We start from the raw sequence: 23,702 nt of genomic DNA, 5'->3' as shown, positions 1-23,702 counted from the left end.
AATTTATCCCTCGTCTCTATATTCTTTCGGAGTCATTCCGGTCATCTTACGAAAAACAGTGCTGAAATAATGCTGACTATTAAAACCAGATCTTTCAGAGATTTGAGAGATACACCAATGTGGGTGTTCCATTAAATATTTCTGTGACATTTCAATCCGATATTGCATGATATATCCGGAAAATGAAACCCCTACTTCTTCATGGAATTTTCGGCTTAAATAAGTCGGATTTGTATGTACTTTAGTTGCGATGTCTGCTAAGTGTAGTTTGTCATGAAAAGTTTCATGGATGATGTCTAATGTATCTTGAATAATACGTGAGTAGGAAGGGGTATTAGCATCTCCTTTGTACTTTTGTAATATATCGATGAGTTCTTTCTCTATAATTGGCTTTGTTATGTAGTCAATAACGCCTAGACGAATAGATTGTTTTGCATAATCGAAATTTTGATATGCGGTTACAATAATGATATCGAGGTTAGAGTTATTATTTTTTAATTTCTCACCTAGTTGTAGGCCGGATATGCCCGGAAGGTGAATATCTAAAAGTGCCAAATGAATTGAGAATTTTTCATTTATACGTAAAGCTTCAGCCGCATCTAAAGCTAGATGTAATGTCCAATTAGGGAACTGACGGTGGATAAGAAATTCTAATTGTTCCAGTTCCAGTGGTTCGTCATCTACTAATAGCACGTTCATTTTTGTATTACCTCCTCTGTGTTTTTTTCTGTGATGAAAGGCCATGTGATTTCTACTTTCGTGCCATTCTCTTTTGTAGAGAGGAAAGAGAATGTAGTTTGTTCTTGAAAGAATAACCGAAATCGTTGTTTTATATTTTCAAGTCCGTATCCGCTTTCTTCCGTATGGGAAGTAAATGGTTCGTTTTGAGTACCGTTGTCGGATACTAGAAGTGTAATTCGGTTATTTGTATTGTGTAGATGAATATTTAAAATAGCTTGACCAGCTTTTTTTTCAAGACCGTGTTTAAAAGAATTCTCAACTAACGTTTGAATAACGAAAGGTGGAATATAAGCATTCTGTAAATCTTCAGAAGAAGTAATATTTATTGAAAGTCTCGAGCGAAACCGCATTTTTTGAATCTCAATATAATAATTCGTATAAGCCAGTTCTTCAGAGATTGGAATTAACAAATCTGTTGTTTTATATTTTCCTTTCAAAAATAGAGAAAAGATCTCGAGTGATTTGACAACTTCATCTGTTCTCTGTAGACGAGCTAAGCTCAAAATTGTATTTAATGTATTGAATAAAAAATGAGGCTGAATTTGTTGCGTAAGTTGATGATATAAAGACTGTTGCAACTCTCGTTCCAGTGCTATTTTTTTCTTTTCACTTTCTAGTAAATCGATTCGTTTTTCAAAAATAAATAAACATAATAAAATAATAGCTCCAAAAATTGGAGCTAAGACAAGTATAGTTATTAATACAGCAAATGCTTCATAAGTTAACATACATACCTCAATCTTGTTTTTTATTATTATACTAAAGCGTTGTAAATGTTTCTATTATTCAGACTCGGATCAAATGATATGACAGGCTACTTTATGACCTTCGCTTATAGATTGAAAACTTGGTTGCTGCGTAGCGCATTTTTCAATGGCATACGGACAACGAGTATGAAAACGACAGCCTTTTGGCGGGTTTAGAGGAGAGGGGAGGTCTCCTTTAAGTTCAATGCGTTCTTTTTTCGTTCCTGCACTAATGGTAGGAATTGCTGAGAGAAGCGCTTTTGTGTAAGGGTGTTGCGGATTGTTAAAAAGAGAATGTTTATCGGCAATCTCCACAATGGTACCAAGGTACATTACAATGATGCGATCTGATATGTGACGAACGACAGCTAAGTCGTGAGAGATGAATAAATATGTTAACCCGTATTGTTGTTGCAACTGCTTTAATAAATTTAAAACTTGTGCTTGCACTGAAACATCTAAGGCGGAGACAGCCTCGTCACAAATAATGAGTTTTGGATTAACAGCTAAGGCGCGTGCGATTCCGATTCTTTGTCGTTGACCACCGCTAAATTCATGTGGATAGCGCTTCACTGCATCAGGTGGAAGACCAACTTTCCCGAGCAGCTCAATAACTTTCGCCATTCTTTCACCTTTTGGGCATACGTTTTGAATGGCTATAGCTTCTTCTAAAATGCTCCCTACAGTTTGCCTAGGGTTTAAAGAAGCAAAGGGATCTTGAAAAATAACTTGTAAATCTTTTCGAACCTTTCGCATTGCTGAGTTATTTAATTCTAGTAAATCCTTGTCTTGAAAAATAATTTTTCCACTTGTTGCTTCATCAAGGCGTAATATTGCACGCCCAGTGGTGGATTTTCCGCAACCAGATTCACCAACAATACTAACAGTTTCCTTTTCGTAAATTGTAAAGCTAATATCGTCAACCGCTTTAATATAGTTAATAGAGCGTCCTAGAATTCCTTTTTTTATAGGGAAGTATTGTTTTAAGTTTTGTACTTGTAATAACTCTTTTTTATTTATTTGCGTAGCAGTAGACATATTATAATACCTCCAATTTTTCTGAAGATGATTTATCCCAAAGGTCTGTAAACATCCAGCATCGAACTTTACTTCCATCTTGTGTGAGTTGAAGTTCTGGAAGAGTATTGTGACATAGTTCTTTTGCATGTGTGCATCTATCAGCAAAGCGACATCCGCTCGGCATATGGTATGGACTCGGTACGGATCCAGGAATAGTTTGTAACTCTTCTTGGTCTGTATCGAGTCTTGGAAGAGATTGAAGAAGTCCTATTGTATAAGGATGTTTTGGACTAGTAAATATATGCTCGATATCTGCATATTCGACGATTTTTCCAGCGTACATAACGGCGACTCTATCGCATGTTTCTGACACGACTCCTAAGTCATGTGTAATCATGATAATTCCCATACCGAGTTGTTTTTGAAGTGATTTCATAAGTGATAATATTTGGGCTTGAATTGTTACATCAAGAGCAGTTGTTGGTTCGTCTGCAATGAGTAAATCTGGATTGCAAGCAAGTGCCATTGCAATCATAATGCGTTGTCGCATTCCTCCACTTAGTTCATGAGGCTCTTGTTTTGCACGCTTTTCAGGAGAAGGAATTCCAACTAGTTTCAACATATCTACGGCTTTATTCCAAGCTTCCTTTTTATTTAATTTTTGATGGATACGAATTGCTTCTGCGATCTGTTCCCCAACAGAATATACTGGATTCAAAGATGTCATTGGTTCTTGGAAAATCATTGAGATTTGATTTCCGCGAATTGCACGCATTTCAGCTTCGTTTTGTTGTAATAAATCTTTTCCTTTAAATAAAATGCTCCCCTCAATTTTACTGCCGCTTTCTCGGTCAATTAATCTCATAATGGATAGAGAAGTGATACTCTTCCCACAACCAGATTCACCTACGATGCCGAGTGTTTCTCCTTTAGAAACAGAGAAATTTAAACCATCAACCGCTTTGCTTACACCTTCGTCTGTAAAGAAATGTGTTTTTAAATCTTTAACTTGTAATACCTCTTCCTTTTTATTCATGTTTGTGCACCCCCTTAATTAAGCTCAATACGTTTATTGAAATGACGGTATAAAATATCAACAATAAGATTGACTAGAACGAAGATGACCGAGGCGATTAATACGCCTCCTTGTAACATTGGTAAGTCTCTCATTCGGATGGCGTCTACGATCAATCTTCCAAGTCCATTTATAGCAAAAACTGATTCTACTAAAACTGTACCGCCTAAAAGGGCACCAAATTGTAATCCAACAACAGTAATAACGGGAATTAATGCGTTTCTCAAAGCATGTTTATATATAACAACTCTTTCTTTTACCCCTTTTGCTCTTGCTGTTCGTATATAATCTTGGCGTATAACATCAAGCATACTTGAGCGAGTCATACGTGCTACAATTGCTGCGCCAGATGCACCAAGTGTAAGTGCTGGTAAAACCATGTGCATCCAAGTTCCCCAACCAGAAACCGGGAATATTTGAATTTGGACAGAGAAGTAGAAAATGAGCATAAGTCCAAACCAAAAGCTTGGTAATGAGACACCTAACAAAGCGATAATCATAATAGAAACATCTGTCCAAGAATATTGCTTTGTAGCAGAGATGATACCAGCAATCATCCCAATTACAACTGTAATGACGATACTACACAGTGCGAGTTCAATAGTGATTGGAAGGCGGATTAATACTTCGTCTAACACTGGGCGGTTAGAACGAATTGAAACCCCGAAATCTCCTTGTAATATATTTCCGATATAAGAGAAATATTGCATGATAAAGGGTTTGTCTAATCCTAATTGATGGCGTATTTGCTCGACAGTTTCTTTTGATGCTCCTTCACCAGCGATAAGGAGAGCTGGGTCACCGGGTACCATTTGCATAATTAAGAAAACGACGAATACAACGCCGAAAAGAACGGGAATTAATTGTAGTATTCTACGAAAAATAAACATTAGCATGTATAATGCCCCTTTCTATTTTTTAAGTCTCGGATCTAGTGCATCACGTAATCCGTCACCAAACATGTTTAAACCGATTACGAGTGTAGACATTGCGATTCCAGGAAACATTGCAATATGTGGTGCGGTAAATAAAAAGTCGCGCCCATTACTTAACATGGCACCCCATTCAGGTGAAGGTGGTTGCGCTCCAAGTCCTAAAAATGATAATCCAGCTGCAGATAAAATTGCTGTAGCTAAGCGTAAAGTAGCTTGGACGATAATAGGTGATAAGATGTTAGGGAATATGTGTTTCATAATAATAGTAAAATCATTTGCCCCTAGTGCTCTTATAGCATCGATATACTCTAATTTTTTTACTGTTAATGTAGAAGCTCTAACGATACGAGCGAACATAGGGATTGAGAAAAAGCCAATAGCGATAATTACGTTTACAAGACTTGGTCCTAGTGCGCCTACAATGGCAAGAGCAAGTAAAATACCAGGGAAAGCTAGCATAATATCAATGATTCGCATAATGATTGTGTCAAACCATCCACCGTAATAACCAGAAATGATACCAAGAATAATGCCGAACAATGCCCCTATAAATACAGAAGAAAATCCAACAAGTAACGAAAGGCGTGTCCCGTGTAAAAGGCGGCTTAAAATATCTCTGCCTTTATCATCTGTTCCCATCCAATGTTCCATAGATGGTGGTTGTAATTTGTTAACTAACTGAATATCAAATGGATTGTAGGGTGCTAACAATGGGGCAAATATAGCTATTAAAATATAGAAAAGAACGATAATACCCCCGATAAATGCCATCTTATTTTTTTTCAGTTTTCGATAGCTAATGATCCATTTCGATGTGTTCTTCGTTTGAATTGTTTGCAAAGAAGTATTTTCTTCTTTAGAAAGACGAACTTCCATTTTTCGTACCTCCCTTTCTTTCTTTCTTTATGATTAAATTATCAGAAAATTAAAACGAGTCAACGAGTTTAAAACAATAAGTAAAGAAAGTGCAAATAGAAGTAAAGATGTTTCAAAATAATTCAGAAAATTCAATAAGTAAAGAAAGTGCAAATAGAAGTAAAGATGTTTAAAAACTTTTTTCGCAAAGTTATTTATAATTACAAATACATAGACGAAATTGAAAAAGAAAGGGTGGTGGAATGATCTGCTATTAGAAAGTAGGGGATAGAAAGCTAGATGTAAGGTTTCACTTTAGGATGTAGAGATAAAAGAAAGTGGAGGGGGAAGGGCGATGAGATTCAAAAGGGGACTTGTGATTTGTTTTATCACAATTTTATGTCTTTCAGTTTTTCTAGCGGGGTGTTCATCTAATACGAAGACAGGAAATGAAGGATCAGGAAGCAATGGAACAAAAGAAGGCGGTGTTTTAACAATTGCTAGACTGTCAGATGCTGATAATTTAGATCCGCATTTTATTACAAACATCCCTTCCGCAAGTGTTGTGTACCATAAAGTATATGAAAATCTTGTACAGCGAGATAAAAACATGGATTTTAAGCCGATGTTAGCAAAGGAATGGAAACAAATTGATGATTTAAATTGGGAATTTAAGTTGCAACAAGGAGTGACATTCCAAGATGGTGCACCATTTAATGCTGAGGCAGTAAAGAAAAACTTTGAACGTGTATTAGACCCGAAAGTAGGTTCAAATCGAGCAACTGTTTATTCCATGATTCAAGAAATAAAAGTAATTGATGAATATACGGTACAGTTCGTATTGAAATACCCATACTCACCTCTTTTATCTATTTTCGCAAGTAATGAAGGAAGTATTTTAAGTCCGAAGGCAATTGATGAAAAAGGGAAAGGCTTAGCGCAGCATCCGGTTGGGACAGGTCCATATACTTTTAAATCATGGAAACCAGGTGAAGAAATTCGACTTGAAAAGAATAAAAATTATTGGGGTGAAAAATCAAAGATTGATGAAGTGGTATTCAAAGTAGTACCAGAAGATGCAACACGTATCGGAATGATTGAAACTAGTGAAGCTCACATTGCAGAGAATTTACCTGTAACTGAGGTAGAGCGTGTGAAAAATTCACCATCCATGGAGTTAATTGAAAATGAAGGTTTAGGTGTAGAATATATTGGCTTTAATGTACAGAAAAAGCCATTTGACAACCCGCTCGTTCGTCAAGCGATTGCACATGCGATTGAAACGAAAGGGATTTTAAAAGGGGTATATAACGATGTTGGGACTGAAGTGAACTCGGTAATGACTCCTAAAGTATTCGGTTATACGAAAGACGTAAAAGGATATAAGTATGACATTAATACTGCAAAAAAATTATTAGCAGAGGCTGGCTATCCAAATGGGTTTAAAACAACAATTTGGACGAATGACAGCAAGGTTAGAATGGCGTTAGTGGAAGTAATTCAATCTCAATTAAAAGGGATTGGCGTTGATGTAGAAATAAAAGTTATGGAATATGGTGCGTTTTTAGCTGCAACGAATAAATCAGAACATGCGATGTTTGTTGGAGGATGGGGAAACGCAACAGGTGATGGTGACTATAATCAATATAATTTATTCCATTCTAGTTCACACGGAGCAACTGGTAACCAATTCTTCTATAGTAATCCGGAAGTAGATAAATTAATAGAAGAGGCTAGAAAAGAAAAAGATGAGACGAAGAGAAAAGAATTGTATAAACAGTTACAAGAAATTGAATTAAAAGATGCTTTATTAGTACCAATTCGAGGGATTAATCATATTGCCGCAACTACGAAAAATATAAAAGGATTTTGGATTGATCCATCTGGGTATTTGCGACTGGAAGGTGTAGAACTACAGTAAAATAGGAAATTCTATCAGTGTAAAACATTATTTTACACTGATAGAAATTTTTATCTATTTTTGTTTCATTTATACAGTAGAAAAATCATATTGCGAAGGGAGATTGACAAAGTGAGTGTAAAATCACAATATTGGTTAACGAATGTGAAACTTGAATGTGGGTACGTATATGAGGAATCGCGAATTACAAGTACAGAAACAGAGATTTGTAGTTTATTTATTGAAGATGGAAAGATTACGAAGATATTACCGGGAATTATATCGGAACAAGATGGTGAAGTAGTAAATGCAAATGGTTTACTGGCATTACCAGCATTTGAAGAAATGCATATTCATATTGATAAAACGTATTATGGTGGACCGTGGAAAGCATGTACACCAGTAAAAAGTATATTCACTCGCATTCATGAGGAGCAAACTATTCTTCCGAAGCAATTAGAAACTGCAAAGAGTAGAGCGGAGAAAATGTTGCAATTACTTCTTGAAAATGGAGCGACAAATATTCGAACACATTGCAATATTGATCCTGTAATTGGTCTTGGGAATTTAGAAGCAACGATTGCGGCACTGGAAACATATAAAGATAAGTTATCAGCAAAAATTGTAGCATTCCCGCAACACGGTTTGTTAAGAAGTAATTCCGTAGGGCTTGTAAAAGATGCTATGCGTATGGGAGCTCATTTAGTAGGTGGAGTAGATCCAGCCACAGTAGATGGTAATATTGAAAAATCATTGAATACAATTATGGATATTGCAGTAGAGTTTGATTCAGATATTGATATTCATTTGCATGACGCGGATCAACTCGGAACATTTACAATGAAGAGATTAGCTGCATTAACAGAAGAAGCAGGGTGGCAAGGAAGAGTTACGATTAGTCATGCTCTTGGACTTGGAGATGTATCTGTAGAAGAAGCAGAGGAAATGGCTGAACGACTTGCGACATTAGGTATTGATATAACGTCAACAGTTCCAATTAGTAGACATGTAATTCCAGTTCCGTTATTAAATCGTAAAGGTGTAAAAGTTTCGCTAGGAAATGATAGTATAACTGATCATTGGTCTCCGTTTGGGACAGGAGATATGTTGCAAAAGGCAAATTGTCTAGCGGAGAGATTTAGATGGATTGATGAGCGCTCTTTAGGGAAAGCACTTCAGTTTATTACGGGTGGGAAATCTATATTAGATGATCAAGGAAATCGTCAATGGCCAAAAATTGGGGATGAAGCAAATATCGTCTTTACAGAAGCATCATGTTCAGCCGAGGTAGTAGCAAGACAAACAGAGCGCTGTGCGGTTTTATATAAAGGGAATGTTGTTGCTGGTAGTTTGGAAAAAACGGCTATAAATAATCTTGTTTGAGAGGATGATTGAAATGCAAAATGTGTATTGGTTAACGAATGTACGATTAGAAACAGGTTACAAGTTTAATAATGAAGTAGTTACAGGTACAGAAACAGCTTTGCATCATTTACTTATACAAGATGGAAAGATTGCAAAGATTGTACTTGCGGATGTACCGCTTCAAACGGAATATGAAATGAAAGATGCGAAAGAATTGCTTGTTCTTCCGTCGTTTGTGGAAAATCATTTTCACCTTGATAAGACAAGACTTGGTGGTCCATGGGAAGCATGTACACCAGTAAAAAATATTATTGAGAGATTAGAGTTAGAACAGCAAGAGTTACCAATTTTAGCTCAAACAACTGGAGAGAGAGCAGAGTTATTACTAAGCAACATTTTAAATGCTGGTTCGACTCATATACGAACGCATGTAAATATTGATCCGTATATCGGTCTTAAAAACTTAGAATCTGTACGTCAAACTTTAGAGAATATGAAAGATGCGTTTACATATGAAATCGTAGCATTCCCGCAGCATGGTTTACTTCGTACAGAAGCGCATTCTCTTATGAGAGAAGCGATGAAAATGGGCGCAACTTTAGTAGGTGGTGTAGATCCAGCTACTGTAGATAATAATATTGAAAAATCACTTTTTGATATGATGGAAATTGCTGTAGAAGCAAATGCCGATGTTGATTTGCATTTACATGATGCAGGGCATTTAGGTATTTATACAATTAAAAAGTTAGCTCAGTATACAGAGGAGGCTAGTTGGGACGGACGTGTTGCGGTCAGTCATGCGTTTAGCCTAGGAGATGTATCTAAAGAAGAAGGAGCAGATATGGCAGACTTATTAGCTGAAAGAGGAATGTCTATTATTACGACAGTACCAATTAACAGAAATATGCCGCCAGTACCATTACTTACAGAAAAGGGCGTTTCCGTTTCTTTAGGTTGCGATAGTATGTTTGATTCATGGGGACCATTTGGAAATGCTGATATTTTTGAAAGAGTAGGGCGTTTAGCGGAAAAGTATCGATGGATTGATGAAAAGTCTTTAGCTTCTTCTTTAACTTATATTACAGGTGGAAAAACGCCATTGGATCAAGACGGAAATCAAGTTTGGCCTAAAGTAGGAGATAAAGCTGATTTTGTTTTCTTACAAGCTACTTGTTCAGCAGAAGCGATAGCTAGACGTGCACAGCGACCTGCTGTGATGAAAGGTGGAAAAATAGTAGCAGGTTCCTTGCAACATGTTCAAGGCGTATTGATTTAATTTACGTATCTCCCTAATTTATATATATTTTTTCAAGGGTTCCTAATGAAAGAATAGGAATCCTTCTTTTTTACGAGAAAAGGAGGGGAATAGGTGACACGTACATATATATTACTGTTTATATGTGTAGTAGTTTGGGGGAGTAATTTTATATTTGGTGCGATTTTAGTAAATACATTTCATCCAGTGTTGTTAACGACACTTCGCTTACTATTTATTAATTTGTTTTTTCTAGCGTACGCTATTATGTGTAAGAAAGGCTTATATATAGAAAAAAATGAAATGAAAGGTGTATTATTAATTGGAGTCATAGGTGTCGCGATTAATCAATGGTCTTTTTATGAAGGGTTACAAACAGCAGATCCAACAACAGCTGCGCTAATATTAGCACTTACTCCTGTCATGACTTCTATTTTAGCGGTATTTATTTTAAACGAACCGTTAACAGCTAAGTTAGTAATAGGAGGGGGAATTGCTACTTTTGGAGTGTTTTTTGTAATTGGTGTTGGGCAGAGGTTTGTCTTTTCAGAAGGGTTAATATGGATTTTTATAACGATGCTATCTTTTTCTTTATCTATCGTTTTAATTCGGAAATTGGGGAACAGAGATGATATGTTTTTGATTACATTCTTTTCTTCAATTTTTGGTTTTTTAATTATGCTACCGTTTCTTGCTTTTACCTTTTCTCACATAACGTTGAAATACTCTATAGAGAGTTGGTCGCTTCTTATTGTGACAGCAATACTTATGCATGGAATTTGTACATTGGCTTGGAATAATCAATTGAGAAAAGCACAAGCATCAACAGCAGCCATGTTTTTAAATTTAGAACCATTCGTTACGATGGTGGTAGGCTATATTATATTGCAGAAAAGTGTAACAGCTATTCAAATAATTGGAGCTGTTTTTATCGTTTGTGGAGTGTACACTGCGACATTTGGATACGGGAAGAAATCGAAGGGACAAAGAGTTTTGTTTCGAAAAGCTACGTAATAGTATAGTGTGTATTTCTATGTGAAATGTATGGAAGGGATGAAAAATTTGGACAATCAACATAATCAAAATCATATTATGGGAACTTTGCAATGGTTTATATTTTTATTAGCGAATTCAATCGCATTACCAATTGTCGTTGGCGGATTATTTCATCTTACGACGGAGGAAATATTTTATTTAATGCAGCGTACATTTTTTGTAGTTGGTATATCTTCTTTTTTACAAGGGTGGCTTGGACATAGACTACCAATTGCAGATGGACCAGCTGGATCATGGGTTGGCGTATTTACCGTACTTGCTTACGCAACTGTCGGGCAAGATCAATTACATAGTACATTGCAAATTTTAGAATTAGGAATGATAATCTCAGGTGTTATTTTAATAGGACTAGGAGTAACTGGTTTCATCGGACGTATTTTATTTTTATTTACGCCACTTGTGACAGGGACGTTTTTACTTTTATTATGTTTACAATTAAGCGGTGTATTCCTAAAAGGAATGCTAGGGATTACTGCTACTGTTTCTCAAATTGATGCATTTACAGCGATAATTGCGTTTAGTATATTTCTTTTCGTTATTATACTATCTAATTTTGGGAAAGGTTTTGTCAAAAGTTATGCGGTTTTAATAGGATTAATTAGTGGGTGGATTCTTTTTCTCATTGCAGGAAAAGTGACGATTCCATCTCAAGTAACTCATTTTGTGCAACTTCCGCAAATATTTGCTTGGGGACTTCCAAAATGGAATACAGGTATGGCAGTATCAAGTTTCGTTATGGTATGTATTTTAGTTTCAAATACAGTGGCAGCTATTATAGCGATTAATCAAGCTACCATTCAAAAAGCGACTATTGAACAGAAACAGTTGAAGGATGGAACGTGGGTTGGAGGCATTTCACACATCATTTCTTCCATATTTTCAACTGTAGGTGTCGTGCCGTTACCGGCAACGGCAGGATTTATACGTTTAACGAAACAAAAATATATACGTTCGTTCTTACTAGCATGTATGTTACTAGTCGTAATGTCGCTGTTTCCAAGTATTATTCGTTATTTAGCATCTTTACCATCCGCTGTTGCATCTGCGGTTTTAATGGCTTCTTTCGTACAGTTAATTGGAATTGGGTTAAATAATATAAAACAAGTGGAGCTTAATGAAAGGAATGTAACAATTTTAGGCGTTGCAGTATTATTTGGTAGCGGCGTTATGTTTTTACCGTCTGGAGCGCTCCAGTCCTTGCCGTCTGTCATACAATATATATTTGGAAATGGTTTGTTCGTAGGTACAGTTGTCAGCATATTACTAGAACAAATATGGCGTACCGAAAAGTAAGTGGATACAAAGAGTGAACGCACTGTATAAAAGTCTAAAATAACATGTGAAATAAAGCCCATTTTCATTCACCACCCGCACATTTCGTTCATACAATATCTTGACTAAATAAACACCCAACTTACACATACACAGCTCTGGCTTAAGCAAGGAGGGTTATACCAGTTGAAGGAAAAAGCGTATCAATCTAAACCTTTACTCACAAAGAGAGAGAGAGAAGTATTTGAATTACTGGTTCAAGATAAAACAACGAAGGAAATTGCAGGTGAACTTTTTATCAGTGAAAAGACAGTTCGCAACCACATCTCAAACGCAATGCAAAAGCTAGGGGTTAAAGGACGTTCACAAGCAGTTGTTGAGCTTCTTCGTATGGGAGAGCTCGAGTTATAAAAAGAAAGCCGACTTATATAAAAGAGTCGGCTATTTTTTTGTTTCATGCGTTATATGAATGATAAGAACACTCCATACATAAATAGGTAGTAAGGAGGGGATATGTTGAAAAGGATATTGTTAGTTTCAACAAGCGCTCATGATATGAATGGACACCCGACTGGTTTGTGGCTGGAAGAGCTCGCAGCTCCTTATAACTTGTTTGAAAAAGCTAAGTTCGATGTTGATATTGTGTCGATACAGGGCGGTAGAGTGCCGATTGATAGAGTTTCTATTCCGAACGGGATACCTCGTGAATTTAAGCATGTCGCTTCTTTATTGCAAAATACGAAGTCGATCTCAACGGTTCATTTTTCGGATTATGATGCGGTTTTATTTGGTGGGGGACACGGGGCGATTGTAGATTTTCCAGGTAATCCATATGTTGCAAATTTAATTGTGAATATGTACAACAACAACCGAATTGTAGCGGCTGTTTGTCACGGAGTAAGTTCTTTAGTCGGTGTGAAAAATAAGGACGGCTCGTTTTTTAGTGCGGGTAAGCATATAACAGGTTATACAAATGATGAGGAAAAAGCTGTACATTTAGAAAAGCGAGTGCCGTTTTTGTTAGAAAATAAATTGAAAGAAGAAGGGGCTTTGTTTTATGTTGCTCCAAATTTTACGCCGCACGTCGTAGTAGATGGGCGTTTAATTACAGGGCAAAATCCGCAGTCTAGTATGGAAATAGGGAAAGCTATAAGAAGAGCTGTAAATAAAGTATAGAAAAAGTGCTCGTTACTCATAAAGGTAGCGGGCACTTTTTCTATAGGATAAATGACCCCTTAAACTAAAAAGATGTATTGAGTATAGTGACTTCATTTATAATTAATCGTGAATTTGCTATACTATTTTGTATGGACAAAAGGGGAGGCTCTTTTAATGAGAAAAGTTGCGTGTGCAAATACTTATATTAATAAAATAAAGCCCGTTATTAGAAAAACGAGTTTTAGTCAATTGAAAATAGATGAAATTGCGAAGTATATGGATATTAGTAAAGCTACTTTATATAAACGTTTTTCTTCAAAAGATGAGATTATTGAAGCTGTGGTAGAAGATTTTATGAACTATCTTCTTGAAGGGGATGCGGATAATCAAGATGAAAGTATGTCTTTTGCAGAACGTTTCCAAAAGACGTTTATTCACTCTTTAAAATGTGTGACATACATTTCAGATGTCTTTTTACAAGATTTGAAAGAGGCATATCCGCACTTATCTGATCGGTTAGTCGCTGCACAACAAAATCGTAATCATAATTTGCAAATGTTTTTTGAAGCTGGTATGGAACAAGGTTACTTTAATAAAATGAACGCACAATTATTTATGGTGCAAGATGATGTGATGTTAAGACGTATAATAGATCATTCTTTTTGTATTCAGTACGATATTACGTTAAAGAAAGCGATACTTGATTTTTATCAACTAAAGAAGTATCAACTGTTTAAACCGGAGTATATAGAAGCAATTGATGATTCGGAAATTGAAAAAGAAGTTATGGCTATTTTGCAAATGATTTCGTAAAAAAAGCAGATTTTCCTATAGTAATGGAAAATCTGCTTTTTTTATTACATGTTCTTTTTTAAGTGTTGTAATACTAATTCAGCTACTGGACCACCTGAAGCTGGGTTTTGACCAGTGATAACACGATTATCTTCTACAGCGAAAGCTTCCCAAGGCTGCGCTGCTTTTTCGTAAATTCCTCCATTTTTAATAAGTTCATCTTCTGTTAAAAATGGAACGAATTGATCTAATTCAGCTAGTTTTTCCTCTTCATTTGAGAATCCTGTTACTTTTTTACCGCTAATTAAACGTTCCCCATTACTTAATGTAATATGAAATAAACCAGCAGCTCCGTGACAAACAGAGGAAACAATTCCTCCATTTTCATAAATGCTACGGCTAATCATTTGGAGTTCTTTATTTTCAGGGAAGTCCCAAATTACACCGTGACCACCTGCGTAATAAATAACAGCATAGTCTTCTGGATTCACCTCACTCGGTTTTATTGTAGAACCGAGGCGATTCATAAATTCTTTCTTTTGATACCATTCCCAATCGATGCTCTCCGCCATTGCTAAACTATGCGGATCAATCGGTGTATAACCACCTTGTGGGCTAACATAATCTACTTCGTAACCAGCTTCTTCAACTTTTTTAACGAAATGAACAGCTTCACCAAGCCAAAGGCCAGTAGCTCGATTTAAATTTGGATATTTTTCAACGCTCGTTAATACAACTAACATTTTTTTCTTCATCATAATCCTCCTGTAATGTTTCTTCCGTATACAAGTTCATTATTTTATTAAGTTAGAAATTGCAAATTTGAATAACCGTGTTAGTCCTCCTTATATCGGATTCGAAATTAGTGTATAACAATTTTTGAACAAAGTAAACTAAAAACACTAAATTAGTTTACTTTGTATGTTTTTCGTTGACAAACTGTAATGCTGAAACTATGATAGTTCCATGAATATCGAACAACGTACATGTTTCGTTTCGAATTCAATTTGTCGCGCGATAAATGTATACATTTGATGAAGTTGTCTAGTGATAATAGAAGAGCTAAACAACTTCATTTTTCGTTTTCAATTACTACAATCAGGAGAGGTGTTACACATGGGGGAAGATATAAACAATCATTCAAAATGGTTTGTTTTCACATTATGTTTTATCGTTTTATTAGGACCGATGAATGCGGTTTTATTTAATGTTGCGTTAGAGGATATTGCTCATGATTTATCTATTAGTCAATCGAAAGTAAGTTGGGTTGTAGTAGGTTATTCTTTAGTTGTCGGTATTGGTTCAATGATATATGGGAAGCTTGCTGATCGTTACAGTGTAAAAAAACTATTAATTATTTCGATTATCATATTTGTAGTGGGTTCTATTATTGGATTTATGAATCAATCTTATGTGATTACCATTCTTGCAAGATTAGTGCAAGCGAGCGGGGGTGCAGCGTTTATTGCGCTTAGTATGATTGCAGTGGCCAAATTAGTTGTTCCTCATAAGAAGCCTGGTGCGTTAGCGATGATTAGTTCTTCTATTGCATTAGCAGTAGGTATTGGCCCTTTAGTTGGCGGGGTTATTACAAATACACTAGGGTGGCCATATTTATTTTTATTTATGGTTATTTCAGTAGTGGGGATTTTCTTGCTTATAAAATTTATGCCAGAAGAAGCACGGCACACGGATGAAGCGTTTCATTTTGATTACATTGGAGCGGCGTTACTATTTGCATTCATTACGACTGTTTTATTAGGTGTCAATATGAATAGTTGGCTATTTGTGTTATCGATAATTTCTTTATTTTTATTCACGGTTCGTATGAAGAAAGCGGAGCATCCATTTATCGATATTGAGTTGTTTTCGAACAAAGCATTTCTTCGTTTAATAACAGTCGGATTTATAATTAATGTTGCGTTATGTGCTAATTTATTATTGTTGCCATTACTGTTAGGAAGAGAGCACGGATTGTCTCCATTTGTTATCGGAATTGTATTATTTGTTGCATCACTCTTTGGTATTGTGTCTAGTTTTATTACTGGAAAGATTGTCCCTTCGTTTGGAAATGTGAATATGATTTATGTAGCGTCTGTCATTATGATTGTTGGCTTTTTAATTTTAGGGTTTATTCCGAATGGAGGTATAGTCGTTATTGTATTGGCGATTATTTTGACATTTATGAGTTATTCTGCCATTCAAGTATCATTGAACACATTTATACCGAAAACATTACATGCAGCTAAAGTTGGAGTCGGTCTTGGCTTATATAATTTAATTAACTTTTTCGGTATGGCATTTGGACCAGCTGTTGCGAGCAAAATTATGGAATCTACAAATAGTTATCGTTTCAATTTTATTTTAATCGTCATGTTAATTTCTGCTCATTTCTTCTTATTAATAGGAATGTCTTCTTTCCAAAAAAAGATGGAGCATTAAAGATGTACTTTATTATAGAAGAAACCGACTTTCATATAGAAGGTCGGTTGTTTTTCTGTCTTGCAAATTATGAAAAAAAGGAGCAAAATAAAAAAGGTCCTAGTCTATACAGGTACAAATGAAAATTTTCATATAGAAGCAGTTTAAGTGAGCGAACTTAAAGTGTGAAAAATATAATGATAAAATAAGATGATGAATGAGAAAACGGGTGATGAAGTTGAATAGAGCAATCGGTGTTATCGATTCAGGAGTTGGCGGTTTAACAGTGGCGAAGGAATTAATTCGTCAGTTGCCGAAAGAGCGCATTATATATTTAGGGGATACAGCACGTTGCCCTTATGGTCCACGTTCTCGAGAAGAAGTGCGTCAATTTACGTGGGAAATGACGGAGCATTTACTAGATTTAAATATCAAAATGTTAGTTATTGCATGTAATACAGCAACTGCAGTTGTATTAGAAGAGATGCAGAAACAATTACCAATTCCAGTGGTAGGAGTTATTCACCCAGGATCACGTACAGCTTTAAAAATGACAAACACGTATCATGTTGGGATTATTGGAACGATTGGAACGGTGAAAAGTGGTGCATACGAAGAAGCGTTAAAGTCTATTAATAATCGTGTTATGGTAGAAAGTTTAGCGTGTCCACCTTTTGTTGAGCTTGTAGAGAGCGGTAATTTCGAAAGTGAAATGGCGTATGAAGTTGTAAGAGAAACGTTGCAACCGCTGAAAAACACTGATATTGATACGCTTATTTTAGGCTGTACACATTATCCAATTTTAGGTCCTGTTATTAAACAAGTAATGGGAGATAAAGTGCAACTCATTAGTTCTGGTGATGAAACGGCACGTGAAGTAAGTACCATTTTATACCATAGTAAAATGTTGAATGAGGGAGAGGAACAAAGTGATCATCTCTTCTTAACAACAGGAAAAATAGGCCTATTTAAAGAAATTGCATCAAAATGGTTCGGTCAACCGATTGAAAATGTGAAACATATTTATTTAGAAAAAGAATAATAATAGAATTCATATAAGTGAACTCCTGAGAAATCAGGAGTTTTTTTGTTTATAGGGAGCACAGCTTGTTCTAAAACATGAAACAGCTCGTATACATAATAGTACAAACTTAGATTTTAGGGGGGAATGGCATGCCTAAATCCACTTTTAAATGGGTTGTTGGTGCTACTGTGAGCGCTGTTTTACTAACAGGGTGTGGCTTTATAAATCAAGAGAAAGCAACGGAACAAATTGATCCACCAAAACAAGTTACGTATACAGAGGGTGGAAAGAAAGAAGTATCTAAGAAAGATAAGCAAGGACAAACGGTGAATAGAGAACTATACCTTGTTGATAAAAATGGCTATGTTGTACCGCAAACGTTAGCTATACCTACTCCGAAAGCAAATGAGGTTATTCAGCAAACGTTAGAGTACCTTGTGAAAGATGGACCGGTAACGAATTTGTTACCGAATGGGTTCCGTGCAGTCATTCCGGCGAATACATCGATGACCCTAAACTTGAAAAAAGATGGGACGGCAGTCATTGATTTTTCTAAAGAAATGAAAAACTATGCAAAAGAGGAAGAACGTCAAATCGTTGAATCTATTGCATGGACGTTGACGCAATTTAAAGAAATAAAACAAGTGCAGTTCCAAATAAATGGTGAAAAATTAGCGAAGATGCCTGTTGGTGGTACACCGCTTGGTGAAGGGGTGAGCCGTGCGAACGGTATTAACTTCGATGATGAGCAAGTAGCGGATGTAACAAATACAAAACCAGTAACACTTTATTTTATGGCACAAAATAATAATAAACAGCAATACTACGTACCAGTAACACGCCGCGTTGTAGAAGGAAAAGAAAATGATTATGCAGCAATTGTAGATGAACTTGTAAAAGGGCCGATTCATCAATCGCTCCTAAATGATTTTAATCCAGGAGTTAAGCTGATTACGAATCCGAAATTACAAGACGGAAATCTTACATTAAACTTTAACGAAAATATATTTATAAACCCAGATAAAAATATGGTTTCAAATTATGTATTGAAGTCGTTAGTTTTATCTTTAACTGAAAAGAAAGGCGTGAAAAGCGTTTCTATTGAAGTGAATGGTAAAGCAAATCTTATAGATGAAAAGGGCGGAAAGTTAATAAAACCTGTAGATCGTCCAGAAAACGTGAATACAGGTAGTTTTTAATCGTCAATAATTTGATATACTTAAGTAAGAAAGAGGAATTGCTTTTTGGGTTCCTCTTCTTTTATTGTATACATATCATACATTTAAATTTGGCTATACTAACAAGTAGTTATGAGGAGGTTATTTTTATGCGAGTAGATGGTAGAGAAAAAACAGAATTACGCCATATACATATTCATACGAATTATTTAAAACATCCAGAAGGATCAGTGTTAATTGAGGTTGGGGATACAAAGGTAATTTGCTCAGCGACAATTGAAGAGCGCGTCCCGCCATTTATGCGTGGAGAAGGAAAGGGCTGGGTAACAGCTGAATATGCGATGATTCCACGTGCGACAGAACAACGTACAATTAGGGAGTCAAGTAAAGGGAAAGTAACAGGACGTACAATGGAAATCCAGCGCTTAATTGGACGAGCATTACGTGCGGTAGTTGACTTAGAAGCGCTTGGTGAGAGAACGGTTTGGATTGATTGTGATGTTATTCAAGCGGATGGTGGAACGCGAACTGCTTCTATTACAGGTGCATACGTAGCGATGGTATTAGCGTTTGAGAAGTTATTACAAGCAGAAAAAGTATCTAAAATTCCAGTAAAAGATTATTTAGCAGCAACGTCAGTAGGAATTGTTGAAGAACAAGGTGTTGTTTTAGATTTAAACTATGCAGAAGATTCTAAAGCAGACGTTGATATGAACGTAATTATGACTGGAAAAGGTCAGTTCGTTGAAGTGCAAGGAACTGGAGAAGAAGCGACGTTTAGTAGAGCGCAGTTAAATGAATTACTTGATGCTGCAGAACAAGGCATTTTCCAACTGATTGATATGCAAAAAGAAGCGTTAGGTGACATCGTATCTCATATAGAGTAGAGGTGGAAAATATGGAACAAGTTGTTGTAGCGACAAAAAATATGGGGAAAGTACGTGAATTTGCTGAGTTATTTGAGCGATTTGATTTAGAAGTAAAATCATTACACGATTTCCCTCATATTGAAGAAGTCGAAGAAACTGGTGAAACATTTGAAGAAAATGCGATCTTAAAAGCGGATAGTTTGAGTAGACAGTTGAATGCAATCGTAATTGCGGATGATTCAGGTCTTATTGTTGATGCTTTAAACGGGAAACCAGGCGTGTATTCAGCTCGTTTTGCTGGAGAGTCGAAAGATGATCAAGCGAATATTGATAAAGTTTTACAAGAATTAAATGACGTAGCGTTTGAAAAGCGTAAAGCTCGTTTCTACTGTGCATTAGCGGTTGCTTTCCCTGAAGGGGATAAAAAGCCTGTCATTGTAAACGGGACATGTGAAGGTTTTATTTTAGAACAACGCCGCGGGGAAAATGGCTTCGGATATGATCCGATTTTTTATGTGGAAGAATATAAAAAAGCGATGGCGGAACTAAGTTCAGATGAGAAAAATGCTATTAGTCACCGCGGACGTGCTCTACGTAAGCTAGAAGAAAAAATCCCTGAATGGTTTTTAGGAGAATAAGGGAGAGAAATTGATGAAAGCTTTAATCGTAAGCGATAGTCATAGCTCTGTGAAGGAATTACAGCAGTTAAAAGAGAAGTATGAAGGGAAAGTAGATATCATGATTCATTGCGGTGATTCAGAGCTAACGCCTGCTCATGAAGAGTTGCAAGGTTTCCATGTTGTAAAAGGGAATTGTGATTATGCTAACTTTCAAGACGAAATTGTAACTGATGTAGATGGTGTTCGTTTCATAGTTGTGCACGGACATCGTCATAACGTGAAAATGACGTTACAAACATTAGCGTACCATGCTGAAGAGGTAGGGGCGCAAGTTGCATGCTTCGGACACTCTCACGTATTAGGTGCGGAATTAATCGACGGCGTTTTATTTATTAATCCAGGCAGTATTTTATTACCGCGTCAGCGTGTAGAAAAGACATTTGCTTTATTAGAAATGGATGAAAATCAAATGGAAGTTCGTTTTGAAACACTAGACGGACAGCTAGTTGAACAAGCAGTTTTTAAAAGAGGATAAGAAAAATTATCCTCTTTTAAAAAAGGTGTTGACTTTATGTATGGTTATACATATAATAAATATTGTCGATAGGGCAACGGCGCTAACGAAGAAAAATAAAATAACATATGCGGGTGTAGTTTAGTGGTAAAACAAGAGCCTTCCAAGCTCTGGTCGAGAGTTCGATTCTCTTCACCCGCTCCATGTCCCAGTAGCTCAGCCGGATAGAGCATACGCCTTCTAAGCGTACGGTCGGGAGTTCGAATCTCTCCTGGGACGCTAAAAAACCTTGTTATCTTTTGATAACAAGGTTTTTGTTTGTCTACAAATTGATGTATGTGCAAGAGGTTTAAAAATATTATAACGGGATATATGATAATGAGTATATGCAACAGATTAAAGTGCATTAAAAAGAGCGCCATTTATGTGCCCTATTCCTCTTATTTAATTTAAAGAATCAATAGGTTTATGATGGAACTCAAATCCATATCCAGATTCTCCTAATTGTTCACTTACAATATTATAAAACTTTTTACCGCCCTCGTACGATTGAGCAACCGTTATCGAAACTTATCCTTGTTAGTGTGTTACAATGAATAGAAGCGGAAAACGAGAATCTCCAATTGACTAGACCTGTGATTGGTTAGACAGTTTAAGAAGGTTGTATAAAAAAGGGAGATGGCGCAAAGATGGCGAGATCAAATGAGAACGATTTAACGGAGAAATTGGCAGAAGGTTACCGAAAATATGGTGATGGCAACTTTACAGTACAGAACATCGGTGATGAAACCAACCCGGATTGGACTATCGTAAAAAATGTGAGGAAAGGATCGGCAGGTATTCGAGAAGAGGAAGATATATTAAGACTGCGATCAAAATATATAAAATAGTACGGAAATGGGCGGAGTGGGAGCTCGAAATTCTCCTGGGACGCTGAAAAAACCTTGTTATCTTTTGATAACAAGGTTTTCTGTTTAGTTATTAATAAACTTCTCAAATACAAAACCATAATCTTTCACATTATATTGTTTCTTCGTATCAACGAGCCAGTTAAAGGCGATTTCGTTCATTTCTTTAAATTGCTCTGCTAAATTTACTTGTGCATTTGAAATCTTACAATTCTGTAAGGTAACTGTAAGGTAGTTCGATGGTAACAAATTGCTAATCCTCTATAATGAAGGTAACAACGATAAAACGAGGAGGAAGAAATAATGAAGGGATTAATCGTAACGGGTTTAACAGTTGCTTTTGGATTTGTAGCGTATGAGAAATTAACGTATGTAGTTGATGTTGTAAAACATTTAATCGCTTAGAGGAAACTACCATGAGAGGGAAAGGGAATGAGTGAATGAATGGAATGGTTATTTGGAATTATAGGTACTTGTAGTGTAGTGTTATTGTTCTTTGTCCCGAGTGGTATACTTAGTTCGACAACGAGTTTGTTCTTCTTAAGTTTGTTTGCTTGTACGATGCTTATCATTATGTTTTTAATGAAGCGAAGTAAACCAATCTTCTACTTTAGCATGATTGTTATGGCAATTATTGTTCTCCAAATTATTACCCTTGTTATATACCCCACTATTATAAAAGCTTTCCATTAATGATGAATCCTCTGCTTGAATTGCTGAGGGTTTTTATTTGCATATTTTTAATTTTGAGTAGGAATTCACTTGTATTGAAATGTAAAAATTAAATATTTCTATATTTCAAACAAAGGGTTTCGGGATGTTGTGTTCTCATTACTCATTTGATATATTTACTTTAAAGATAATTAAAATCTAGAAAAAGAGGCGGACGTATGGATAAAAAAGAAAATACGGTCGTATTGTTTCCGCAACTATCAGAGCGCTATATTGATGAAGGTTTTTTAGCGCTGAAAGAGCGGAAATTCGAAGATGCATTGCGCTGCTTTGAAATATTACGTCAGTATAATGCAGAAACGGAACAAACGGAACTAGCTTCGGTTATTTGTTTGTTAGAATTAAAACATATGGAAGAAGCGAAAGAGAAATGTGAACAGTTACTGGAAACAGGAGCGGTCTTATTTGGTGATATTCTTGAAACGTATGTGACAATTTTAGTTCAAACAAATGATTATGAAGGCGTTATTGAAACTGTTGAAAAAGTTTTGCAAACGAAAGATATAATGCCGGAACAAAAGGAAAAATTAGCACAGCTCGCTTTATTTGCAGAAGGTATGTTAAATGAAGTAGATACATCACGAGTTGATTCGAATTTTGAGTTAGATGAATTTACTAATGAAATATTTGGAGAAAACTTTGGGCAAAAGCTAAGAGCGATTCAGCAACTTTCGTTAAAAGACTTAGATCTTGCATTACCTATTTTAAAGAAATTTTTAATAGACGAAAAACAGCACCCTTATTTGAAAACTTCTATTTTATATAAAATGATAGAAAATCAAATAGAAGAAGAGATAGAGGTAGAAAAGTTTGGGAATACGATCAAGGTAATTCCAGCATTTACAGGTCATAATGAGGAGCAATCCGATAACATTATACATACATTATCAAGTCGATTAGAACAAAATTATCCTGATATATTTGATGCGATGGTTACATATTGGAAAGAGTTGCAAATTAGCGTTTTCCCATTCGCTCTATTAATGGATAAAGTGGAGATTTGGGCTGCTGTTTTAGAGAGAATTGGTAGAAAGCGTTTCGGATTGACTATTAATGAAGAAGAGCTTATGACAGCGTATAATATTGAATTAGAAGAGTTTCATATTGCCTATCAATGGTTATTACGTGTCGAAAGAGAAGGATATTTGCCCGTATAATTATGAAAAAGAATCGTTCGGTTCTTGAAACGAGCATATTCTATGTTATAATGTAAGGGTTGCAAAAGGCAGAAATCTGCCTGTTTGTAAGAGAAGAGAAGTGTAATTC

24 protein-coding genes, 2 tRNA genes and 2 pseudogenes are annotated in these 23,702 nt (G+C 35.9%); 19 read left to right on the top strand and 9 right to left on the bottom strand.

Annotation, left to right across the window (positions count from 1 at the left end; all coding sequences use genetic code 11):
• Positions 1-3: 3 nt before the first annotated feature.
• The 6 genes from ACTFNE_RS03990 to nikC all read right to left on the bottom strand — a co-directional run bounded on the left by ACTFNE_RS03990 (position 4) and on the right by nikC (position 5,393).
• Positions 4-699: a response regulator transcription factor gene (locus tag ACTFNE_RS03990; RefSeq protein ID WP_046198122.1), complete on the bottom strand. Its 696-nt coding sequence runs from the start codon at positions 697-699 to the stop codon at positions 4-6.
• A complete protein-coding gene (locus ACTFNE_RS03985; protein WP_046198121.1) occupies positions 696-1,469 on the bottom strand; it encodes a sensor histidine kinase in 774 nt (257 codons plus the stop codon). The genes ACTFNE_RS03990 and ACTFNE_RS03985 overlap by 4 nt, the downstream gene beginning before the upstream one ends.
• Positions 1,470-1,538: 69 nt before the next feature.
• Positions 1,539-2,525 (bottom strand): ABC transporter ATP-binding protein, encoded by a 987-nt coding sequence (locus ACTFNE_RS03980; protein WP_000102013.1) that lies wholly within the window; start codon positions 2,523-2,525, stop codon positions 1,539-1,541.
• A 1-nt stretch (position 2,526) separates the two neighbouring features.
• Complete coding sequence (locus tag ACTFNE_RS03975) at positions 2,527-3,543, bottom strand: ABC transporter ATP-binding protein (RefSeq protein WP_001034321.1); 1,017 nt, start codon at positions 3,541-3,543, stop codon at positions 2,527-2,529.
• A 14-nt stretch (positions 3,544-3,557) separates the two neighbouring features.
• On the bottom strand, positions 3,558-4,478 hold the full coding sequence (gene nikB, locus ACTFNE_RS03970) for a nickel ABC transporter permease (protein ID WP_000928487.1): 921 nt from the start codon (positions 4,476-4,478) through the stop codon (positions 3,558-3,560).
• A gap of 15 nt (positions 4,479-4,493) precedes the next feature.
• Positions 4,494-5,393, bottom strand: coding sequence for a nickel transporter permease (nikC, locus tag ACTFNE_RS03965; protein ID WP_000453816.1), 900 nt, complete (start codon positions 5,391-5,393; stop codon positions 4,494-4,496).
• Between the two features lie 334 nt (positions 5,394-5,727).
• On the opposite strand from nikC, the gene ACTFNE_RS03960 reads away from it, so the two are divergent.
• From ACTFNE_RS03960 to ACTFNE_RS03925, 8 genes are all read left to right on the top strand, one after another.
• Positions 5,728-7,293, top strand: a complete 1,566-nt coding sequence (locus ACTFNE_RS03960; protein ID WP_046198120.1) for a glutathione ABC transporter substrate-binding protein — start codon at positions 5,728-5,730, stop codon at positions 7,291-7,293.
• 111 nt (positions 7,294-7,404) lie between these two features.
• Positions 7,405-8,655, top strand: coding sequence for an amidohydrolase family protein (locus tag ACTFNE_RS03955; RefSeq protein ID WP_046198119.1), 1,251 nt, complete (start codon positions 7,405-7,407; stop codon positions 8,653-8,655).
• 13 nt (positions 8,656-8,668) lie between these two features.
• Complete coding sequence (locus ACTFNE_RS03950; protein ID WP_001181865.1) at positions 8,669-9,913, top strand: amidohydrolase family protein; 1,245 nt, start codon at positions 8,669-8,671, stop codon at positions 9,911-9,913.
• 93 nt (positions 9,914-10,006) lie between these two features.
• Positions 10,007-10,906, top strand: coding sequence for a DMT family transporter (locus tag ACTFNE_RS03945; protein WP_046198118.1), 900 nt, complete (start codon positions 10,007-10,009; stop codon positions 10,904-10,906).
• Between the two features lie 30 nt (positions 10,907-10,936).
• Complete coding sequence (locus ACTFNE_RS03940; protein ID WP_000398837.1) at positions 10,937-12,241, top strand: purine/pyrimidine permease; 1,305 nt, start codon at positions 10,937-10,939, stop codon at positions 12,239-12,241.
• Positions 12,242-12,406: 165 nt separating this feature from the next.
• The gene (gene gerE / locus ACTFNE_RS03935) at positions 12,407-12,631 is read left to right on the top strand and encodes a spore germination transcription factor GerE (protein WP_000659484.1); all 225 of its coding nucleotides are present in this window, start codon (positions 12,407-12,409) and stop codon (positions 12,629-12,631) included.
• Positions 12,632-12,733: 102 nt separating this feature from the next.
• Positions 12,734-13,396: a type 1 glutamine amidotransferase domain-containing protein gene (locus ACTFNE_RS03930; RefSeq protein ID WP_046198117.1), complete on the top strand. Its 663-nt coding sequence runs from the start codon at positions 12,734-12,736 to the stop codon at positions 13,394-13,396.
• Between the two features lie 156 nt (positions 13,397-13,552).
• Entirely contained in the window at positions 13,553-14,191 is a 639-nt protein-coding gene (locus tag ACTFNE_RS03925; RefSeq protein WP_001233027.1) for a TetR/AcrR family transcriptional regulator, read from the top strand.
• Positions 14,192-14,235: 44 nt separating this feature from the next.
• Here the strand turns inward: ACTFNE_RS03925 and ACTFNE_RS03920 are convergent, their stop codons facing one another.
• Positions 14,236-14,925, bottom strand: a complete 690-nt coding sequence (locus tag ACTFNE_RS03920) for a type 1 glutamine amidotransferase domain-containing protein (RefSeq protein ID WP_046198116.1) — start codon at positions 14,923-14,925, stop codon at positions 14,236-14,238.
• A 361-nt stretch (positions 14,926-15,286) separates the two neighbouring features.
• Here ACTFNE_RS03920 and ACTFNE_RS03915 point away from each other — a divergent pair, with 361 nt between their 5' ends.
• The 8 genes from ACTFNE_RS03915 to ACTFNE_RS03880 all read left to right on the top strand — a co-directional run bounded on the left by ACTFNE_RS03915 (position 15,287) and on the right by ACTFNE_RS03880 (position 21,075).
• On the top strand, positions 15,287-16,612 hold the full coding sequence (locus tag ACTFNE_RS03915) for an MFS transporter (protein WP_046198115.1): 1,326 nt from the start codon (positions 15,287-15,289) through the stop codon (positions 16,610-16,612).
• A gap of 211 nt (positions 16,613-16,823) precedes the next feature.
• Positions 16,824-17,633 carry a glutamate racemase gene (racE, locus tag ACTFNE_RS03910; protein ID WP_000773996.1) on the top strand — a complete coding sequence of 270 codons (810 nt, stop codon included), beginning with the start codon at positions 16,824-16,826 and terminating at the stop codon, positions 17,631-17,633.
• 131 nt (positions 17,634-17,764) lie between these two features.
• Positions 17,765-18,814 carry a spore germination protein GerM gene (gene gerM, locus ACTFNE_RS03905; protein WP_001126763.1) on the top strand — a complete coding sequence of 350 codons (1,050 nt, stop codon included), beginning with the start codon at positions 17,765-17,767 and terminating at the stop codon, positions 18,812-18,814.
• Positions 18,815-18,942: 128 nt separating this feature from the next.
• Positions 18,943-19,680 carry a ribonuclease PH gene (gene rph, locus ACTFNE_RS03900; RefSeq protein WP_001261765.1) on the top strand — a complete coding sequence of 246 codons (738 nt, stop codon included), beginning with the start codon at positions 18,943-18,945 and terminating at the stop codon, positions 19,678-19,680.
• Positions 19,681-19,691: 11 nt separating this feature from the next.
• Positions 19,692-20,300 carry an XTP/dITP diphosphatase gene (locus tag ACTFNE_RS03895; protein ID WP_270705121.1) on the top strand — a complete coding sequence of 203 codons (609 nt, stop codon included), beginning with the start codon at positions 19,692-19,694 and terminating at the stop codon, positions 20,298-20,300.
• Between the two features lie 13 nt (positions 20,301-20,313).
• Entirely contained in the window at positions 20,314-20,817 is a 504-nt protein-coding gene (locus ACTFNE_RS03890) for a metallophosphoesterase (protein ID WP_000645498.1), read from the top strand.
• A 109-nt stretch (positions 20,818-20,926) separates the two neighbouring features.
• Positions 20,927-21,000, top strand: a tRNA-Gly gene (locus ACTFNE_RS03885).
• A gap of 1 nt (position 21,001) precedes the next feature.
• Positions 21,002-21,075: transfer RNA gene (locus tag ACTFNE_RS03880), tRNA-Arg, on the top strand.
• Between the two features lie 165 nt (positions 21,076-21,240).
• On the opposite strand, the pseudogene ACTFNE_RS03875 reads toward ACTFNE_RS03880, so the two are convergent.
• Positions 21,241-21,333, bottom strand: a pseudogene (locus ACTFNE_RS03875) (DUF6572 domain-containing protein); the annotation flags it as partial.
• A 152-nt stretch (positions 21,334-21,485) separates the two neighbouring features.
• On the opposite strand from ACTFNE_RS03875, the gene ACTFNE_RS03870 reads away from it, so the two are divergent.
• The gene (locus ACTFNE_RS03870) at positions 21,486-21,686 is read left to right on the top strand and encodes a cytoplasmic protein (RefSeq protein ID WP_270705122.1); all 201 of its coding nucleotides are present in this window, start codon (positions 21,486-21,488) and stop codon (positions 21,684-21,686) included.
• Between the two features lie 84 nt (positions 21,687-21,770).
• Here ACTFNE_RS03870 and ACTFNE_RS03865 read toward each other — a convergent pair.
• A pseudogene (locus tag ACTFNE_RS03865) lies at positions 21,771-21,911 on the bottom strand (YvbH-like oligomerization domain-containing protein); the annotation flags it as partial.
• Positions 21,912-22,148: 237 nt separating this feature from the next.
• On the opposite strand from ACTFNE_RS03865, the gene ACTFNE_RS03860 reads away from it, so the two are divergent.
• Positions 22,149-22,397: a hypothetical protein gene (locus ACTFNE_RS03860; RefSeq protein ID WP_001983650.1), complete on the top strand. Its 249-nt coding sequence runs from the start codon at positions 22,149-22,151 to the stop codon at positions 22,395-22,397.
• Between the two features lie 197 nt (positions 22,398-22,594).
• Positions 22,595-23,593 (top strand): hypothetical protein, encoded by a 999-nt coding sequence (locus ACTFNE_RS03855; RefSeq protein WP_046198111.1) that lies wholly within the window; start codon positions 22,595-22,597, stop codon positions 23,591-23,593.
• The last annotated feature ends 109 nt before the right edge of the window (positions 23,594-23,702 follow it).

Source organism: Bacillus cereus group sp. MYBKT111-2 (genome assembly GCF_051915205.1).
Lineage (GTDB): Bacteria > Bacillota > Bacilli > Bacillales > Bacillaceae_G > Bacillus_A > Bacillus_A paranthracis.
This window is presented reverse-complemented; position numbering and strand designations above follow the sequence as displayed.

Coding starts and splice junctions, on each gene's coding strand:
- ACTFNE_RS03940 (WP_000398837.1), top strand. CDS start 10,937: ATGGAAGGGATGAAAAATTTGGACAATCAACATAATCAAAATCATATT.
- ACTFNE_RS03950 (WP_001181865.1), top strand. CDS start 8,669: ATGCAAAATGTGTATTGGTTAACGAATGTACGATTAGAAACAGGTTAC.
- ACTFNE_RS03930 (WP_046198117.1), top strand. CDS start 12,734: ATGTTGAAAAGGATATTGTTAGTTTCAACAAGCGCTCATGATATGAAT.
- gerM (WP_001126763.1), top strand. CDS start 17,765: ATGCCTAAATCCACTTTTAAATGGGTTGTTGGTGCTACTGTGAGCGCT.
- ACTFNE_RS03980 (WP_000102013.1), bottom strand. CDS start 2,525: ATGTCTACTGCTACGCAAATAAATAAAAAAGAGTTATTACAAGTACAA.
- ACTFNE_RS03895 (WP_270705121.1), top strand. CDS start 19,692: ATGGAACAAGTTGTTGTAGCGACAAAAAATATGGGGAAAGTACGTGAA.
- nikB (WP_000928487.1), bottom strand. CDS start 4,478: ATGCTAATGTTTATTTTTCGTAGAATACTACAATTAATTCCCGTTCTT.
- ACTFNE_RS03925 (WP_001233027.1), top strand. CDS start 13,553: ATGAGAAAAGTTGCGTGTGCAAATACTTATATTAATAAAATAAAGCCC.
- ACTFNE_RS03870 (WP_270705122.1), top strand. CDS start 21,486: ATGGCGAGATCAAATGAGAACGATTTAACGGAGAAATTGGCAGAAGGT.
- rph (WP_001261765.1), top strand. CDS start 18,943: ATGCGAGTAGATGGTAGAGAAAAAACAGAATTACGCCATATACATATT.
- ACTFNE_RS03915 (WP_046198115.1), top strand. CDS start 15,287: ATGGGGGAAGATATAAACAATCATTCAAAATGGTTTGTTTTCACATTA.
- ACTFNE_RS03860 (WP_001983650.1), top strand. CDS start 22,149: ATGGAATGGTTATTTGGAATTATAGGTACTTGTAGTGTAGTGTTATTG.
- nikC (WP_000453816.1), bottom strand. CDS start 5,393: ATGGAAGTTCGTCTTTCTAAAGAAGAAAATACTTCTTTGCAAACAATT.
- ACTFNE_RS03855 (WP_046198111.1), top strand. CDS start 22,595: ATGGATAAAAAAGAAAATACGGTCGTATTGTTTCCGCAACTATCAGAG.
- ACTFNE_RS03890 (WP_000645498.1), top strand. CDS start 20,314: ATGAAAGCTTTAATCGTAAGCGATAGTCATAGCTCTGTGAAGGAATTA.
- ACTFNE_RS03975 (WP_001034321.1), bottom strand. CDS start 3,543: ATGAATAAAAAGGAAGAGGTATTACAAGTTAAAGATTTAAAAACACAT.
- ACTFNE_RS03990 (WP_046198122.1), bottom strand. CDS start 699: ATGAACGTGCTATTAGTAGATGACGAACCACTGGAACTGGAACAATTA.
- ACTFNE_RS03985 (WP_046198121.1), bottom strand. CDS start 1,469: ATGTTAACTTATGAAGCATTTGCTGTATTAATAACTATACTTGTCTTA.
- racE (WP_000773996.1), top strand. CDS start 16,824: ATGAAGTTGAATAGAGCAATCGGTGTTATCGATTCAGGAGTTGGCGGT.
- ACTFNE_RS03920 (WP_046198116.1), bottom strand. CDS start 14,925: ATGAAGAAAAAAATGTTAGTTGTATTAACGAGCGTTGAAAAATATCCA.
- ACTFNE_RS03960 (WP_046198120.1), top strand. CDS start 5,728: ATGAGATTCAAAAGGGGACTTGTGATTTGTTTTATCACAATTTTATGT.